Below are 17,398 nucleotides of genomic sequence, written 5' to 3' on the forward strand. Positions count from 1 at the left end.
GCAGTGAGGCTACCCTATATTCGTATCGGTAACGCACCTACCCAGAGGGACGGTTTTTCCAGCATGAGCACGGTTTTTTCGCAGGAACACGACAGCCTGACCGACGGTTTCGTCACGTTCCCGGCCGAACGGGCCGCCGCGTACCGGAAGGCCGGCTATTGGACCGGCGCGCCGCTGGATTCCATTCTCAGCAACGGCGCCGCGACATGGCCCGACGTCACCGCGATCGTCGATAGCGAGCGCAGCTACACGTTCGCCGAACTGGACGCCACCGCCGACCTGGTGGCCGCTCGGCTCACCGCCCTGGGATTGCGGCCCGGTGACCGGGTGCTGCTCCAGTTGCCCAACACCACCCAGTTCGCCGTCGCCTTCTTCGGCCTGTTGCGCGCGGGCGTGGTTCCGGTGATGTGCCTGTCCGGCCACCGTTCGGCCGAACTGAGCCACTTCGCCGGTGTCAGCGGCGCGGTCGGGCTCGTGATCACCGACACCGCAGCCGGTTTCGATTTCCGCACCATGGCCGCGCAACTGCAGAAGGACCATCCCGCGCTGCGCCATGTCATCGTCGACGGCGACCCCGGCGACTACCTTGCGTGGTCCGCGCTGACCGATCCGGCCGGCGACGCGCCCACCGCAGCGCCCGCCCGGGGGGACGTCGACCCGGCCGAACCCGCCCTGCTGCTCGTCTCCGGCGGCACCACCGGCCTGCCCAAGCTGATCCCCCGCACCCATGACGACTACGTCTACACCGCGGTCGCCTCGGCCCAGGAATACCTGATGACCAGCGAGGACACCTACCTCGTCGCATTGCCCGCCGGGCACAACTTCCCGCTGGGCTGCCCCGGGCTGCTGGGCGCGATGACCGTCGGCGCCCCCACCGTGTTCACCCACGACCCGAGCCCGGAGAACACATTCGCGCTCATCGACAAGCACCGCGTGACGGTGACGGGCCTGGTCAACGCCCTGGCCAAGGTCTGGGCGCAGGCCTGTGACTGGGAACCGGTGCTGCCGACGTCGCTGCGGGTGGTGCAGGTGGGCGGATCGCGGATGACGGCGGACGAGGCGAAGTTCATTCTCGACAACCTCACCGGCGGCCTGTCCCAGATCTTCGGGATGGCCGAGGGCATGTTGAACTTCACCCGCCCCGGTGACCCGGTCGACGTCCTGCTGCACACCCAGGGCCGGCCGATGTCCCCGCTCGACGAGATGCTCGTCGTCGACGAGCACGGCGACGCCGTGGCCCCCGGCCAGGAGGGCGAACTCCTGGTGCGCGGGCCCAACACCATCAATGGGTACTACCGTGCCGAGGAAGCCAACGCGCGCTCGTTCAGCCCGGACGGCTACTACCGCTCCGGGGACCGGGTGCGGATTTTCGCCGACGGCCCGCTGGCCGGCTACGTCGAGGTGACCGGGCGCATCAAGGACGTCATCCACCGCGGCGGCGAGACCGTGTCGGCCTCCGATCTGGAGGAGCACCTGTTCGCGCACCCGGGGATCTACGCGGCCGCCGCGGTGGCCATGCCGGACGAGTATCTCGGCGAGAAGATCTGCGCCGCAGTCGTTTTCTCCGGGAAGGCGCTGACGCTGGCCGAGCTGAACAGCTTCCTGGACAGCCGTGGCGTGTCCGCGCACACCAAGCCGGACATGCTCGCCCCACTGCCGGCATTGCCCAAGACCGCCGTCGGCAAGGTCGACAAGAAACAGATCATCGCGGTGCTGGAGTCTTCGTGACCGTTAATCCGTTCACGTACTTGGATTCTGGCCGACCAGTGTGCCCTGGGGCACACCAGGTAGCCCTCCACCGGCCGCCGCCACGTGCCACGATCTCTGTCAACGCCAATGATGTGAAGAGGATTCGCAGCCGTGACGCTTAACCAGGACCCCACCCTGGAACCGATCGCCATCGTCGGTATCGGGTGCCGGCTCGCCGGCGACGTCAACAACCCGGCCGACTTCTGGCGGTTCCTGCTCGACAGCGGTACCGCGGTGGGCGAGGTTCCGGCCGAACGGTGGGAGCCCTACCTGCGCCGGGATCCTCGCAACGCCGCGATCCTGAAGGCCACCACACCCTGGGGCAGCTTCCTGTCCGACCTGCCCGGCTTCGACGCCGAGTTCTTCGGGGTCTCCCCGCGCGAGGCCGAACTGATGGACCCGCAGCAGCGACTGGCCCTCGAGGTCAGCTGGGAAGCGCTGGAAGACGCGGGTGTGCCGCCCCGTTCGCTGGCCGGCAGCGACACCGCGGTGCTGATGGGCGTCAACTCCGACGACTACGGCAAGCTCGTCATGGAGGACCTGCCCGGGATCGAGGCCTGGACCGGGATCGGCACCGCGCTGTGCGGTATCGCCAACCGGGTCTCGCACCTCCTCGATCTGCGCGGCCCCAGCGTCGCCCTCGACGCCGCCTGCGCGGCCTCCCTGGTGGCCGTGCATCAGGCCTGCCAACTGTTGCGGGCCGGCGAGACATCGCTGGCTCTGGCCGGCGGTGTCAGCGCACTGATCGGCCCCGGACTGACCCGGGTGCTGGACGTGGCCGGGGCGACCGCCCCGGACGGACGGTGCAAATCGTTCGACGAGTCCGCCGACGGTTACGGCCGTGGCGAAGGTGCCGCCGTGGTGGTGCTCAAGCGCCTGGCCGACGCGCAACGCGACGACGACCGGGTGCTGGCGATCGTGCGCGGCGGCGCGGTCGCCCAGGACGGCAAGACCGTCGGCATCATGTCGCCCAACGGTGACGCGCAGGAGCAGATGTTCCGGCTCACCTGCCGCACCGCGGGTATCGACCCGGCGAGTATCGACTTCGTGGAGGCGCACGGCACCGGAACCCCGACCGGCGACCCGGTGGAACTGACCGCGCTGTCGGCGGTGTACGGAGCGGGTCGCGCGGATCGACCGTGCGTGGTCGGCTCGGTCAAACCCAACACCGGGCACCTGGAGGGCGGCGCCGGCGTGGTCGGTCTGGTCAAGGCCGCGCTGGCGCTGCACCACGAGGCGATCCCGCCGACCGCCGGCGTGCAGACCCCCACCACCGCGGTGGACTGGTCCACCAACGGCCTGCGGGTCAACACCGAGACCGAGATCTGGCCGCGCACCGAGCAGCCGCGCCGCGCCGCGGTGTGCAGCTACGGCTACGGCGGGACCATCGCGCACGTCCTGCTCGAAGAGGCGCCCGCACCGGTGGCCATCGAGACCCCGAAAGACACCACCTACCAGGTCATTCCGGTCTCCGGACGGTCCCCGTCCCGGCTGTCTGCCAACGCCGAGGCGCTGAGCGACCAGCTGCGGTCGGCACACCATTCGCTGACCGAGGTGGCCGGCACGCTGTGGTCGCGGCGGTCCCACGAGCCCGTGCGTGCCGCGATCATCGCCGAGGACCACAAGCAACTGGTCGTCGGCCTGGACGCATTGGCGGGCGGCGAACGCCACTCCTCGGTGGCCACCGGCTCGGTGGTGCCCGGCGCCGCCGACGGTGCGGTCTGGGTGTGCTCAGGACACGGCTCGCACTGGGTCGGCATGGGTGCCGAACTGCTGTGCGAGGAACCCGATTTCGCCGCAGTCATCGACGCGATCGACCCGATCTTCGATGCCGAGCTGGGCTTCTCCGCCCGTGCGGCGCTCTCCAGTGGCGAGCATGGTGGTACCGATCAGGTGCAGGCACTGACCTTCGCGATGCAGGTCGGGCTGGCCGCGGTGCTGCGCTCCCGCGGGGCGGCACCCGCGGCGGTCATCGGGCACTCCGTCGGCGAGGTCGCCGCGTGCGTCATCGCCGGGGTGTTCGACCTGACCGACGGCGCCAGGATCGCCTGCTACCGCGCCCGCGGTTTCCGCACCGTGCAGGGCCAGGGTGCGATGGCCCTGGTCGCGCTGTCCTTCGCCGAGGCCGAGCAGCGCCTCGCCGGGCAGAGCGCTGTGGTCGCCGCGATCAGTGCGGCGCCGCAATCCACCGTCATCTCCGGCACCGCCGACGAGGTGCGGGCCATCACCGCCGACTGGTCGGCCCAGGGCATCATGACCCGCGCGGTGAACACCGATGTCGCGTTCCACAGTCCCGCCATGGACGGCCTGACCGCCGAACTGGCCCGCCTCACCGGTGCGCTGTCACCGCAGGCACCGGCCATCCCGCTCTACAGCACGGCGATGGCCGATCCGCGGTCGACCGCGCTGCGCGGTCCCGACTACTGGGTGACCAACCTGCGCGGGCGGGTCCGGTTCAGCGAAGCCGTCACCGCCGCTGCCGAGGACGGCCACCGCCTGTTCCTGGAGATCGCCGCGCACCCGGTGGTCTCGCATTCCATCGTCGACACCCTGTCGCACAACGAAATCGACGAATTCGCGGTGTTGCCCCTGCACCGCCGCAACATGCCGGAAGTGCGCTCGGTCACCACCGCGATCGCTGCCCTGCATTGTCACGGCGCTCCCGTGGCGCTGCGCCCGTCCCACACCCGGTGGGCCCACGGCCTGCCCGGCACGCAGTGGCAGCACCGCCGGTTCTGGCGCACCCCCGCCGCGCCACCCGGTGGCGGCGCGGTGCACGACCCGCAGACCAACACGCTGCTCGGCGGCCGCCTCGAGGTGACCGCCGCGGTGCCCGCCAAGGTCTGGCAGACCCAGCTGGACATGGACACCCGGCCCTACCCGGGCGATCACCCGGTGCAGGGCACCGAGATCATCCCGGCCGCGGTGCTGCTGAACACCTTCCTGACCGCGACCGGTGGCGATCTCGCCGATGTGCGGCTGCGCACCCCGGTGGCTCCGGGTCGGGCCCGTTCGGTGCAGGTCGTGTTGCAGGACCGAGCGCTGGCCCTGGCTTCACGGATCGAAGACACCGACGCGAGCACCGATTCCGATGGCGGCTGGCTCACCCACTGCACCGCCGTATCCGCGACCGGCACCGAATCATCGCTGCCCGCACTCGATATCGCGGGCGCGCGGGCGCGCTGCACCGAGACGCTGCCCGCCGGACACGTCGTGGACACGCTGGCCGAGCTGGGCGTGGCGGCCATGGGGTTCCCCTGGGAGATCACCGAACTGCTGCGCGGTGACGGCGAGTTGCTGGCCGTGGTGCGCGCCGAGCCGGACGGTTCCGCGCCGGCCACCTGGGCCGGTCTGGTGGATGCCGCGACCTCGGCGGCGTCGATCGTGTTCGAGAGCCCGCTGCGGTTGCGGATGCCGGCGCGCGTCGACCGGGTGACGCTGCGCGGCGCACCGGTTGCGTTGGCGCTGATGCATATTCGCCGCGCGACCGACGGCACGATCGCCGATGTGACGATCGCCGACGCCGGGGGCACGGTGGTCGGTGCGATCGACGGCATGTTCTTCGACCAGCTGGAGAATCCCGGCGGCAACGACGTCAGCCGGATGATGCAGCAGCTCCAGTGGCATCCGACGACCTGGACCGAATCAGCACGGCCGTCGCAGGTGATCCTGGTGGGTGGCGACGCGCAGACGCTGGCCTGGTGCATGCGTGATCTCGCCGCCGCCGATGTGGACCACCGGCTGTGCACATCGCCGGACGAGATCCCCGCCGCGCTGGCGCCCGGCGCGGTGGTGCTGGTGCTGCCCCGGCCCGCTGATGCGCCGATCGAGACGGTCGGCCTGCTACATCAGGCGCTGACCACGCTGCTGGACCGGGCGGCCCCGGCTCAGCTGTGGGCGCTGACCCGCGGTGTCTACGAGGGCAGCGATATCGACAGTTCACCGTTGTGGGGTTTTTCCCGCATCGCCGCCGCCGAACACCCCGGAGTGTGGGGCGGCGTCCTCGACGTGGCCGATGACAGCCTGCCGATCGGGGTGCTCGCCACGCTCGGCGGCCAGGGTGTCGTCGTGGTCCGCGACGATATCGCGCTGACCGCACGCCTGACCCACGCCGAATCGACCAGGAGAACCACACTGTCCTGCTCGCCGGCCGGCACCTACCTGATCACCGGCGGCACCGGGGCCCTCGGTGTGCGCGTCGCCGCGCGACTGGCCGATCTGGGGGCACGCCGCATCGTGCTGGTGTCCCGCAGCGGTATTGCCGACCGCGCGTCCTGGGATACCGGGGCCGAGCCCGCACGCACCATCCTGTCGCTGGAGGAACGCGGTGTGTCGGTGCGGGTCGCCGCCGTCGATATCGCCGCCTCCGGTGCAGCCGCCGAGCTGCGGTCCGTTCTGGGTGATCTGCCCCCGGTGCGGGGCGTGGTGCATGCCGCCGGCGTGGAGGCCGGCGCCCTGCTGGCGGGCACCACCGCCGAGGATTTCGCACAAGCCATGCGCCCCAAGGTCGACGGCACCCTGACCCTGCACGAGCTGTTCCCACCCGGCGAGCTGGACTGGCTGGTGCTGTTCTCCTCCTGCGGCTATCTGGCGGGCTTCCCCGGCCAGGGCGCCTATGCCTGTGCGAACGCCTTCCTCGACGCGTTCGCCCAGCACCGCCGCAGCCTGGGCGACCGGACGACCGCGGTGGCCTGGACTGCCTGGCGCGGCCTCGGAATGGGTTCGGCGTCAAGCTTTGTCGCCGCACAGCTGAACGCGCTGGGCATGGGTACCGTCGGGGCCGACGATGCGATGCGTGCACTGGATCTCGCGGTGCGTGCCGATCAGGCCCATATCGTGGTGCTACCGGTGACTACCGATGCCGCCTCGGTGCCGATGCTCGCCGATATCGCACCCCGCGACGACGAGGACACCGGCCTGGATGGGCTGGCGCTGCCGGTCGGGCGCGAGGGGGTGGACACCGCGGTGTGGGTGGCCGAACTGGTGGTCGGCGCGGTGGCCGCCGAACTGGGTCTGCCCGACGACGGTGTGGACCCGCGCTCGCCGCTGGCCGAGATAGGTGTGGACTCGATCATGACGGTCGCATTGCGCAAGCAGCTGGAGCGCAAGACCGGGCTGGCGTTACCGCCGACCCTGCTGTGGGAGCACCCGACCGCCGCCGCGGTGACCACCAGAATCGTGGAAATGCTGGCACCGCACGATCATTCGGTGACCGAGCAGGTCGGGGCGTCCTGCGCCTGACTCCCGGGGATCTCAGTCCTCGAGCAGGTCCCGCACCACCGCGTCGGCCAGCAGCCGACCCCGGTCGGTGAGCACCAGCCGGTCGGCGGCGGCGACCACCAGTCCATCGGTGAGCGCGATATCGGCGCGCCGCCGCTCGGGTTCGGTGAGCACCCCGCGCGGCAGGCCGCTGCGCAGCCGCATCCGCAGCATCACGTCCTCCATGTGCCGGGCGGCGGCATCGATCTCCTCGGAATCCGCCACCGGTAGCCGGCGCTCGGCCAGCGCCTGCGCATATGCGTTGGGGTGCTTGATGTTCCACCATCTGCGCGCCCCGAGGAAGCTGTGTGCGCCCGGCCCGGCACCCCACCAGTGGCCACCGTCCCAGTACCCGAGGTTGTGCCGGCACTCACCGCCGGGACGGCTCCAGTTGGACACCTCGTACCACTGCAGACCGGCCGCCGACAGATGCGCGTCGAGCAGTTCGTAGCGGTCGGCCAGCACATCGTTGTCCGGTGCCGGCAGTTCGCCGCGGCGCACCCGGCGGGCCAGCGCGGTGCCGTCCTCCACGATCAGCGCATAGGCCGACACATGGTCGACATCCGCGCCCAGTGCGGTCTCGATGGAGCGCACCAGATCATCGTCGGTCTCGCCGGGCGTGCCGTAGATCAGATCGAGATTGACATGCTCGAACCCCTCGGCGCGGGCCTCCAGCGCGGCGGCCGGGGCCCGGCCCGCCGAGTGCACGCGGTCCAGCACCTTGAGCACATGCGTCGCGGCCGACTGCATACCCAGCGAGATACGGGTGTAGCCGGCCGCGCGCAGCGTCCCGAACAGTTCGGGCGAGCTGGACTCCGGGTTGGCTTCGGTGGTCACCTCCGCGCCGGGCGCCAGCTGAAAGTGGTCGCGCACCGCCGCCAGCACCGCCGCCAGCCCGTGTCCTCCCAGCATCGTCGGGGTGCCTCCGCCGACGAAGACGGTGTCGACCGCCCGCGGGCCGACCTGCCGGGCCGCCAGTTCCAGCTCGACCCGCACGGCGGCCAGCCAGCCGTCGGGGTTGGCGCCCCCTAGCTCGGACGGTGTGTAGGTGTTGAAGTCGCAGTAACCGCAGCGGGTCGCACAGAACGGCACATGGATGTAGATGCCGAAGGGGCCGTCACTGCTCATGCCCCGCATCATCGCAGAACCTGTTCTGCTCACCCTGAGCGCAAATCTGGCCCGGTTAGGGCAGGTGGGGGCTTTCGTGGCAGAATGGCGGCCGTGACCGCCGCCGTTGACAGCACCACCCGCATTGCGCTGGTGGTCCGGCGGCATGTCGACCTCAAGCGCATCTGCAGCTGTTGTTGTCCGTCCTGACCCGCGTCGATATCGGAATCAGCCCGCCCACATCCTGAGCCGGCCGCCGGATCTGCGCCGCCGGCCAGCCCCCGGCGATGGCGCGATTTGCGAGCCCGCTCCTCCGACTAGGAGCCACCGACAACATGACAGACACTGTCTCCAACGCCCCTGAGAAGCCGGCGAAGCCGGCGAAGCCGGTCAAGCGGCCCCGCGGCGAGGGCCAGTGGGCCCTGGGTTACCGCGAGCCACTCAACGCCAACGAGCAGGCCAAGAAGGACGACAACCCGCTCAACGTGCGCCAGCGGATCGAGAACATCTACGCCCACGGTGGCTTCGACAGCATCGACAAGGGTGACCTGCGGGGTCGTTTCCGTTGGTGGGGCCTCTACACCCAGCGCAAGCCCGGCTATGACGGCACCTGGACCGGCGACGAGAACACCGACATGCTGGAGGACTCGTACTTCATGCTGCGGGTCCGCAGCGACGGCGGCGCCCTGACCACTGCCGCGCTGCGCACCCTCGGCGGCATCTCCACCGAGTTCGGCCGCGACACCGCCGACATCTCCGACCGGCAGAACGTCCAGTACCACTGGATCGAGGTCGAGAACATGCCGGAGATCTGGCGTCGCCTCGACGAGGTCGGCCTGCAGACCACCGAGGCCTGCGGCGACTGCCCCCGCATCGTGCTGGGCTCCCCGCTGGCCGGTGAGCACCCCGACGAGATCATCGACGGCACGCCCGCCATCGACGAGATCCTCAAGCGCTACATCGGCAAGCCCGAATACTCCAACCTGCCGCGCAAGTTCAAGACCGCGATCTCCGGACTGCAGGACGTCGTGCACGAGATCAACGACGTCGCGTTCATCGGGGTCAACCACCCCGAACACGGACCCGGTTTCGACGTGTGGGTCGGCGGCGGGCTGTCCACCAACCCGATGCTGGGCCAGCGCCTCGGCGCCTGGGTGCCACTGGACGAGGTGCCCGACGTGTGGGAAGCCGTGGTCAGTGCCTTCCGCGACTACGGCTACCGCCGGCTGCGCGCCAAGGCTCGGCTGAAGTTCCTGATCAAGGACTGGGGCGTAGCAAAGTTCAGGGAAGTTCTCGAAACCGAGTACCTCAAGCGCCCGCTGCTCGACGGGCCCGCGCCGGCACCGGTGCCGCGGCCCATCGACCACGTCGGCGTGACGAAGCTCAAGAACGGGCTGAACGCCGTCGGCGTCGCGCCCATCGCGGGCCGCGTCTCGGGCACCATCCTGACCAAGGTCGCCGACCTGGCCGAGGCCGCCGGCTCCCACCGGGTGCGCTTCACGCCGTATCAGAAGCTGATCGTCCTGGACGTCCCCGACGAGAACCTGGCCGAGCTGCGGGCCGGCCTGGACGCCCTGGGCCTGCCGTCGGCCCCGTCGCACTGGCGACGCAATCTGATGGCCTGCACGGGCATCGAGTTCTGCAAGTTGAGCTTCGCCGAGACCCGCAGCCGCTCGCAGGTGCTGGTGCCCGAGCTGGAGAAGCGGCTCGAAGACATCAACGCCCAGCTCGACGTGCCGGTGACGATCAACATCAACGGCTGCCCCAACTCGTGCGCGCGCATCCAGGTCGCCGATATCGGCTTCAAGGGGCAGATGATCGACGAGGGCGACGGCCCCGAGGAGGGTTTCCAGGTCCACCTGGGCGGCAGCCTGGGCCTGGACAGCGGTTTCGGCCGCAAACTGCGCCAGCACAAGGTGCTCTCCAGTGAGCTCGGCGACTACATCGAGCGAGTTGTTCGCAACTTCGTGAAACAACGCGAGGCCGGCGAGCGTTTCGCTGAGTGGGCGGTACGCGCCGACGAAGCGGACTTGAGGTGATGGTGTGACAGCGGTGACACGTTCAGAAAGCGAATTGCAGCAGTTGGCGGAGCGCGGCGCGGCCGAACTGGCCGATGCCGGTCCCGAGGAACTCCTGCGCTGGACCGACGAGAACTTCGGCGGCAACTACATCGTGGCGTCGAACATGCAGGACGGCGTGCTCGTCGAGATGGCCGCCAAGGTACGTCCCGGCGTGGACGTGCTGTTCCTGGACACCGGCTACCACTTCGCCGAGACGATCGGCACCCGCGACGCCGTCGAGGCCGTTTACGGCGTGCATGTGGTGAATGTCTCCCCCGAGAACACCGTGGCCCGCCAGGACGAGCTGCACGGCAAGGATCTCTTCGCCCGTGACGCCGCGGCCTGCTGCCGGATGCGCAAGGTCGAGCCGCTGGGCAAGTCGCTGCGCGGATATTCGGCGTGGGTGACCGGTATCCGCCGAGTCGAGGCGCCGACCCGCGCGAATGCGCCGCTGATCAGCTGGGACGCGGCATTCGGCCTGGTGAAGATCAATCCGATCGCCGCGTGGACCGACGAGGACATGCAGGCATATATTGACGCCAACGGCATCCTGGTCAATCCGCTGGTCTATGAGGGATATCCCTCGATCGGGTGCGCGCCGTGCACCAGCAAGCCGGTCGAGGGCGCCGATCCGCGCAGCGGCCGCTGGGCCGGGCAGGCGAAGACGGAATGCGGACTGCACGCGTCATGAGTTCGGCGGTGGTGAACCCACCGGTTCTGGTGCTGACCGCGCACGGTAGCGCCGACCCACGCTCCGCGGAGACCACCTATGCGGTGGCCGAGACGATCCGCAGATTGCGGCGGGACATCGAGGTGGTGCCCGCGTTCTGCGAGCAGACTGCGCCCAACCTGGTCGACGTGCTGCGCGAGGTCGGTGACCGCGCGGTCGTCACTCCCCTGCTGCTGGCCAACGCCTTCCATGCGCGCACCGATATCCCGGCGATGATCGCCGACAGTGGTGTGCGCGCACGGCAGGCGCAGGTGCTCGGCGAGGACGATCAGCTGCTCGCGGTGCTGCGCCGCCGGATCGCCGAAGCCGGGGTCTCCGCCGAGGATTCGGATGTCGGTGTGATCGTGACCGCGGTCGGGTCGTCCCGCTCGGAGGCCAACACGCGTACCTCGACGGTGGCCTCCGCGGTCGCGATCGGCACCCGGTGGATCGGTACGACCACCGCGTTCGCCACCGGACCGACACCGTCACTGCCGGCCGCCGCGCACCGCCTGCGGCGCCGCGGCGCCGAACGGATCGTCATCGCGCCGTGGTTCCTCGCGCACGGCAGGATCACCGACAGGGTCGCCGATTTTGCTGCGGCTCAAGGCATTCCGATGGCGTCTCCGCTCGGAGCGCACCGCCTGGTGGCCGAGACCGTGCTGGACCGTTTCGACGCAGCCCTGGCGCTGTCCGTCGCCGCCTGACCGGTCGGCGCCGACTTCCACTGCGCCACATCTCCAGGCGATCTCCACACTTTCTTCATGCGGTGGCCCGGGCCCGCGAGCATGCTTGTCGCCATGTTGATCAAAGGACCCATCGTGACCCTCGCTGCGGTTGCCGCACTGGGCACCGGGGTATTTTTCGCCAACGTCGCGCAGCAGCCGCGACTCGCCGCACCGCCGCAGCCCGCGGTGGCCACCGCGCCGGCGGCGGTGCCACCGCCGTCGACCGCGCCGGGTGAACCGGCTGCTGCCCCCTTCGGCACGCGCGAAGACTTCGTGACCGACATCCCTGTCAAGACCGGCATCCTCGGCCTGCAGATCAGCGTTACCGGTGAGACCGCCAGGGCGTACGCCTGCGACAACTACGGCATCGAAACCTGGCTGTCGGGCAGTTCCGCGGGCGGACTGCTGAATCTGAGCAGCGCCGACAAGACCGCCCGACTGGAGGGTCGCCACGTCGGGAACACCATCGTCGGGAAGCTGACGATCGCGGAAAAGCACTGGGATTTCGCGGCAGCGCCGGGAGACACCGATGTTTTCTGAGTCCGCCGACCGCGCAGACTCAACTCCGACCAGTCCGATACCGGTCATCTCCGGTACCGGAGCGGTCGTTGTCCTGATACCCGTCCTGGTGGGCGCGGCTGCGGCTGTCGCCCTCGGCGTGTTCGGCAAAGTGCATGATCCACAGTTCTTTTCGGTGAACGTGGCCGGGTTCTCCGGCGGCACCGCTGCCAAAGCCTGGCTTGCGACGCTTGCGCTCACGTTGGCGGTCTTTCAGCTGATGTCCGCGTTCATCATGTACCGGTTGATCCCCGGCGACCGGTTGCCGTCGTGGATCGCCTCGGCGCACGTGTGGTCCGGTCGGTTCGCCGTCCTGGCCAGCGTTCCTGTGGCGGTGCACTGCCTGTACGCGCTCGGCTTCCAGTCCGGGGATTCCCGGGTGTTCTTCCACTCGCTGTTCGGTTGCTTCTTCTACGGCGTGTTCGTCACGAAGATGATGCTGCTCACCCGCAAAGGTCTTCGGCCTTGGGTGATTCCGATCGTCGGCGGTCTGTTGTTCTTCGTTCTCGTCTATGTCTGGCTCACCTCTGCGCTGTGGTTCTTCGACACCACCGGCCTGACGTTCTGAAAGCAGGTTCCCCATGTCAGTCTCCCGCCGCCAAGCCCTGGTCTGCACCGGAGTCACGTTTGCCGCGTCTACGGTCGCGGGCTGCGCCACCTACGGCAAGCCGCCCGCTCCCGAACCGGAACCCCAGAAACCGGCACCCGAGAACACCACACAGGTGCCCGCTGCGGCCATCGCCAGAACGTCCGAGGTACCGGTCGGCTCCGGCGTGATCGTCGGAACCGGGGACCGCGCTGTCGTGCTCACCCAGCCTTCGCCGGGAAAGTTCAACTGCTTCTCGTCGGTCTGCACCCACGCCGGATGCTCGGTGTCCGAGGTGGTCGGCGCAGTGATCAACTGTCCGTGCCATGGCAGCGGCTTCAACCTCGACGGCACCGTGGCCAAGGGCCCGGCCACGCGGCCACTCGATGCGAAGAGCATCGCCGTCATCGATGATTCGATCACGCTCAATTGAACTCTGAGCAGGTCCTTTACTCCCCCGGTCGGCCGCACAGCTCCCACCCCGCGAATCCGACCATCCACACTGGGATAGTGCGCGCGATTCAAATAGTCGTTACTATCTGAATATGTCGTCCGATGAGAGACCGCGCCGCCTCACCCGCGCCGAGAGCAAAGAGCAGACCAGGCGACGCCTCCTCGAAGCGGCGGCGCAGGTGTTCGCGCACCGCGGGTACACCGCCGCGTCGGTCGAGGAGATCGCCGAGTCGGCGGGCTATTCCGTCGGCGCGGTGTACTCGAACTTCAGCAACAAGGAACAGCTCTTCGAAGCGCTGATGACCGATCGGGCCGTCGACCGGATGAGCGAGGTGGCCCATGCCATCCGGGAGGCGAAGGCCGCGGCCGGCGATCCCCTGCGCGCGCTGGGCGCGATGCTGATCGCCATGGCGGACAAGGAGATCGACGTCGCCGTGCTGCGTACCGAGTTCTGGCTGCACGCGGTCCGCAATCCCGAACTCATGCGGATCGAGGCGGCCTCCTCGGCGAAGACCCTGGAATCGGTGCGCGGCATCCTCACCGACATGCTGGACCGCCACGGGGTCGATGTCGGGGCGATCAACATCGACGACTTCGCCACCACCACACTCGCTCTGTTCGGCGGACTGATCCGGCAGCGCCGCATCGAACCCGAGCGGGTCACCGAGGAGATGTTCGGCCAGGCGCTGCGCTGGCAGATCGCCGGCATGCCCCGCAAAGCGGAAGAGGCACCCTGACATGGAGTGGATCGGCAATATCGGCCTGTACGCGATCCCGGCGTTCCTGGTGCTGCTCGGCATCGAGTTTCTGGGCGACTATCTGGAGCGCCGCCGCGACCGCCGGACCGGAGGATCCACGGAAAGCCCTCGGCGCGTGGGCTTCTCGGCCCGCGACACCTTCGCCAGCCTGGGAGTCTACGGGCTGGGCCGGTTCGCCAACCTGGTCGAGGATTTCATCCAGTTGCCCATCGTGCTGCTCGCCGCGATGCTCGCCCCGATTTCGCTGTCGGCATCGGACTGGTGGGTGTGGGTGCTGGCCATCGTCGGGGCCGATCTCGGCTACTACGCCCAGCACCGGATGCAGCACCGGGTGCGGCTGTTCTGGGCGGCGCACAGCGTGCACCACTCCAGTCAGCACTTCAACATGTCCACCGCGGTGCGGCTGCCGTGGCTGATTCCGGGGCGCTTCCTGACATCGGTGGTCTACATCCCGCTGGCCGTGGTCGGCGTGCCGGTCTGGGTGATCTTCCTCTCCCAGGCGATCATCCTGCTGTTCCAGTACCCGCTACACACCGAACGCATCGGAAAGCTGCACCCGGCAATCGAATTCGTCTTCAACACGCCATCGCACCACCGCGTGCACCACGGCTCCAACAACCCCTACCTGGACAAGAACTACGGGGGCATCCTGATCCTCTGGGACCGGCTGTTCAACAGCTACGCCGACGAGGTCGAGCAGGTCCGCTACGGTCTCACCCACAACATCGACACCTACAACCCGATCAAGGTGAACTTCCACGAGTTCGCGCTGATGGTCCGCGACGTGTGGCGCGCCACGAGCTGGCGGGCGCGGGCCGGCTACCTGCTCCAGCCACCGGGGTGGATCGATGCGACACCGGCCACATCCGAGCCGGAACGTGCAAGCACACGTCACTGACGGGCGGCTCACCTAGTCTGACGCCATGAGGTTCGACGAGTACCGCAGTCATGACGCGACCGGTCTGGCGAAGCTGGTCGCCGACAAGCAGATACAGGCCACCGAGCTGCTCACGCTGGCCTCCGAACGCGCCGCGGCGGTGAATCCGAAGATCAACGCCATCGTGCGCGATGTGCCCGCCACGCCGTCGGATGAGCTGACCGGGCCGTTCGCCGGAGTGCCGTTCCTGATCAAGGATCTCGCCCAGGACTACGCGGGGCTGCCCAGCTCCGCGGGCTCCCGGTCGTTGCGGCACCTGCCGGCCGCCGAGCACTCCACGATCGTGGCGCGCTGGCTCGATGCCGGGCTGGTGATCTTCGGCAAGACCAACCTGCCCGAGTTCGGCGCCAAGGGGGTCTCCGAACCGGAGCTGTGGGGTCCCGCGCGCAACCCGTGGAACCTGGCTCACACCCCGGGGGGCTCCTCCGGCGGTTCGGCGGCCGCCGTCGCGGCCGGGATCGTGCCCTGCGCGGGCGCCAACGACGGTGGCGGGTCGATCCGCATCCCGGCCGCCTGCTGCGGGCTGGTGGGCCTCAAACCAGGGCGTGGTCTCACCCCGATGGGTCCGACCAACGCCGAGTCGATGCATGGTTCGGCCGTGCAGGGCGTGGTCTCGCGAACCGTCCGGGACACCGCCGCGATGTTCGACGTCATCGCCGGCGGTGAACCATTCGGACCCTATTCACCGGCTCTGGCCGAGTCGTCCTATGCGTCGGCGGTCGGACAGGATCCCGGCACCCTGCGCATCGGTGTCCGGGTGCCCTCGGCGATCACACCGCAACCCCACCGCGAGGCCTACGCCGCGGTGGAGACGGCAATCCGGGTGCTGACCGATCTCGGGCACCACGTCGAGGAACTGCCCACCGCACCCTTCGACGATGCCGAGCTGGCGCGCGACTTCCTGCTCACCTGGTTCGTCTACCTGGCGTGGGAGGTCGACGAGGCAAAACGGTTGACCGGTGCCGGCGATGACGCCTTCGAGCGCGACACCCTCATCATGGCCGCCCTCGGCCGGGCGACCGGCAGCGTCGCCTACGTCGACGCGGTGCAGCGCCGCCATGAACACACCCGCAGGCTGAGCACCTACTTCGAGAGCTACGACCTGCTGCTCACACCCACCCTGGCCAGCCCGCCGCCCCGGATCGGCGAGTTCGACCTGCCCGCCGCACTGGCGCGCGGTGCCGACCTGCTACTCAAGACACGCACCGCAAAACTGTTGCGCTACACCAAGATCGTCGACGATATGGTCGACAAGAACCTCGGCTGGGTGCCCTACACCCAGCTGGCCAACCTCACCGGGCGCCCGGCGATCAGCCTGCCGCTGCACTGGACCGCGGACGGCCTTCCCCTCGGCGTCCAGTTCGTGGCGCCACTGGCCGGGGAGGCCCTGCTGATCCGGCTGGCCGCCCAGCTCGAGGTGGCGTTGCCGTGGGCCGAGCGGGTGGCACCCTGCTAGGTGAGCGCCTCGGCGCTCGGCAATTCACCGGCGATGGCGGGCACCCGGGTGGCCCGCACGTACACGGTGTCCCCGGCACGTAGCCCCAGGGCCTCGGCGTCACCACGGGTGATCTGCGCGGTGAACGGCGTGCCGTTGACCGCGCTGATCAGTTCGACGCGCACCTCGAAACCCAGGGTGACGATCCGGTCGATGGTGGCCCTGGTGACCCCGGTCGACTCGGCGGTCCCGTCACCGGCGGCGATGGCCATGTCGGGATTGCGGCCGACCCGGATATCGTGCGGGCGCACCAGGATTCCGTTGAGCAGTGACACCGTGCCCAGGAAGGACATGACGAACGGATTCGCCGGTGCGTCGTACACCTCGGTCGGTGAGCCCACCTGTTCGATCCGGCCCTTGTTGAGCACGGCGATCCGGTCGGCGACGTCGAGCGCCTCGGCCTGATCGTGGGTGACCAGCACCGTGGTGACGTGGACCTCGTCGTGCAGCCGGCGCAGCCAGGCCCGCAGATCCTCCCGGACCTTGGCGTCCAGCGCGCCGAACGGCTCGTCAAGCAGCAGCACCTCGGGGTCGACGGCCAGGGCACGGGCCAAGGCCATGCGCTGTCGCTGCCCGCCCGACAACTGCGCCGGATACCGGGTCTGGAAGCCCGCCAGACCGACCACCTCGAGCAGGTTGTCGACCTTCTCCTTGATCTCGTGCTTGGGCCTCTTGCGGATCGACAGGCCGAAGGCGACGTTGTCGCGCACCGTGAGGTGCTTGAACGCGGCGTAGTGCTGGAAGACGAAGCCGATACCGCGCTTCTGCGCCGGCACCCCCGTCACATCGCGGTCGTTGATGGTGATCGTCCCGGTATCGGGCTGATCGAGACCGGCGATCGCACGCAGCAGCGTCGACTTGCCCGATCCGCTGGGCCCCAGCAACGCGGTCAGCGAGCCCTTGGGCACCACGAAATCGATATTGTCCAGCGCCGCGAAGTCACCGTAACGCTTGTTCGCGCCCTGCACCGAAATGGCGATATCGCTCATCGGGTGGTCT

13 protein-coding genes are annotated in these 17,398 nt (G+C 69.0%); 11 read left to right on the plus strand and 2 right to left on the minus strand.

The window, feature by feature from the left end; all coding sequences use genetic code 11:
* Positions 1–63: 63 nt before the first annotated feature.
* Positions 64–1,728: a (2,3-dihydroxybenzoyl)adenylate synthase gene (locus C6A86_RS18400; RefSeq protein ID WP_105365417.1), complete on the plus strand. Its 1,665-nt coding sequence runs from the start codon at positions 64–66 to the stop codon at positions 1,726–1,728.
* A gap of 132 nt (positions 1,729–1,860) precedes the next feature.
* Positions 1,861–6,990, plus strand: a complete 5,130-nt coding sequence (locus tag C6A86_RS18405; RefSeq protein WP_105365418.1) for a type I polyketide synthase — start codon at positions 1,861–1,863, stop codon at positions 6,988–6,990.
* 12 nt (positions 6,991–7,002) lie between these two features.
* Here the strand turns inward: C6A86_RS18405 and hemW are convergent, their stop codons facing one another.
* Positions 7,003–8,136 (minus strand): radical SAM family heme chaperone HemW, encoded by a 1,134-nt coding sequence (gene hemW, locus C6A86_RS18410; RefSeq protein WP_396833827.1) that lies wholly within the window; start codon positions 8,134–8,136, stop codon positions 7,003–7,005.
* Positions 8,137–8,450: 314 nt separating this feature from the next.
* On the opposite strand from hemW, the gene C6A86_RS18415 reads away from it, so the two are divergent.
* The 9 genes from C6A86_RS18415 (at position 8,451) to C6A86_RS18455 (ending at position 16,360) form a co-directional block, all read left to right on the plus strand.
* On the plus strand, positions 8,451–10,154 hold the full coding sequence (locus tag C6A86_RS18415; RefSeq protein ID WP_105365420.1) for a nitrite/sulfite reductase: 1,704 nt from the start codon (positions 8,451–8,453) through the stop codon (positions 10,152–10,154).
* Between the two features lie 4 nt (positions 10,155–10,158).
* A complete protein-coding gene (locus C6A86_RS18420; protein ID WP_105365421.1) occupies positions 10,159–10,866 on the plus strand; it encodes a phosphoadenylyl-sulfate reductase in 708 nt (235 codons plus the stop codon).
* Entirely contained in the window at positions 10,845–11,591 is a 747-nt protein-coding gene (locus C6A86_RS18425; protein ID WP_311100819.1) for a sirohydrochlorin chelatase, read from the plus strand. The genes C6A86_RS18420 and C6A86_RS18425 overlap by 22 nt, the downstream gene beginning before the upstream one ends.
* A 114-nt stretch (positions 11,592–11,705) precedes the next feature.
* The gene (locus tag C6A86_RS18430) at positions 11,706–12,152 is read left to right on the plus strand and encodes a hypothetical protein (RefSeq protein WP_233212873.1); all 447 of its coding nucleotides are present in this window, start codon (positions 11,706–11,708) and stop codon (positions 12,150–12,152) included.
* Positions 12,142–12,738, plus strand: a complete 597-nt coding sequence (locus tag C6A86_RS18435; protein WP_105361892.1) for a DUF6529 family protein — start codon at positions 12,142–12,144, stop codon at positions 12,736–12,738. Before C6A86_RS18430 ends, C6A86_RS18435 begins: the two co-directional genes overlap by 11 nt.
* 13 nt (positions 12,739–12,751) lie before the next feature.
* Positions 12,752–13,189: a Rieske (2Fe-2S) protein gene (locus C6A86_RS18440; protein WP_105361891.1), complete on the plus strand. Its 438-nt coding sequence runs from the start codon at positions 12,752–12,754 to the stop codon at positions 13,187–13,189.
* 112 nt (positions 13,190–13,301) lie between these two features.
* Positions 13,302–13,946: a TetR family transcriptional regulator gene (locus C6A86_RS18445; protein WP_105361890.1), complete on the plus strand. Its 645-nt coding sequence runs from the start codon at positions 13,302–13,304 to the stop codon at positions 13,944–13,946.
* A gap of 1 nt (position 13,947) precedes the next feature.
* Complete coding sequence (locus C6A86_RS18450) at positions 13,948–14,865, plus strand: sterol desaturase family protein (protein WP_105361889.1); 918 nt, start codon at positions 13,948–13,950, stop codon at positions 14,863–14,865.
* Positions 14,866–14,890: 25 nt separating this feature from the next.
* A complete protein-coding gene (locus C6A86_RS18455; protein WP_105361888.1) occupies positions 14,891–16,360 on the plus strand; it encodes an amidase in 1,470 nt (489 codons plus the stop codon).
* Here the strand turns inward: C6A86_RS18455 and C6A86_RS18460 are convergent.
* Complete coding sequence (locus tag C6A86_RS18460; RefSeq protein WP_105361887.1) at positions 16,357–17,388, minus strand: sulfate/molybdate ABC transporter ATP-binding protein; 1,032 nt, start codon at positions 17,386–17,388, stop codon at positions 16,357–16,359. The genes C6A86_RS18455 and C6A86_RS18460 overlap by 4 nt on opposite strands.
* Positions 17,389–17,398: the final 10 nt, after the last annotated feature.

Origin of the sequence: Mycobacterium sp. ITM-2016-00316 (genome assembly GCF_002968335.2) — a bacterium.
Lineage (GTDB): Bacteria > Actinomycetota > Actinomycetes > Mycobacteriales > Mycobacteriaceae > Mycobacterium.

Coding starts and splice junctions, on each gene's coding strand:
- C6A86_RS18435 (WP_105361892.1), top strand. CDS start 12,142: ATGTTTTCTGAGTCCGCCGACCGCGCAGACTCAACTCCGACCAGTCCG.
- hemW (WP_396833827.1), bottom strand. CDS start 8,136: ATGAGCAGTGACGGCCCCTTCGGCATCTACATCCATGTGCCGTTCTGT.
- C6A86_RS18460 (WP_105361887.1), bottom strand. CDS start 17,388: ATGAGCGATATCGCCATTTCGGTGCAGGGCGCGAACAAGCGTTACGGT.
- C6A86_RS18455 (WP_105361888.1), top strand. CDS start 14,891: ATGAGGTTCGACGAGTACCGCAGTCATGACGCGACCGGTCTGGCGAAG.
- C6A86_RS18440 (WP_105361891.1), top strand. CDS start 12,752: ATGTCAGTCTCCCGCCGCCAAGCCCTGGTCTGCACCGGAGTCACGTTT.
- C6A86_RS18400 (WP_105365417.1), top strand. CDS start 64: ATGAGCACGGTTTTTTCGCAGGAACACGACAGCCTGACCGACGGTTTC.
- C6A86_RS18450 (WP_105361889.1), top strand. CDS start 13,948: ATGGAGTGGATCGGCAATATCGGCCTGTACGCGATCCCGGCGTTCCTG.
- C6A86_RS18445 (WP_105361890.1), top strand. CDS start 13,302: ATGTCGTCCGATGAGAGACCGCGCCGCCTCACCCGCGCCGAGAGCAAA.
- C6A86_RS18425 (WP_311100819.1), top strand. CDS start 10,845: ATGCGGACTGCACGCGTCATGAGTTCGGCGGTGGTGAACCCACCGGTT.
- C6A86_RS18415 (WP_105365420.1), top strand. CDS start 8,451: ATGACAGACACTGTCTCCAACGCCCCTGAGAAGCCGGCGAAGCCGGCG.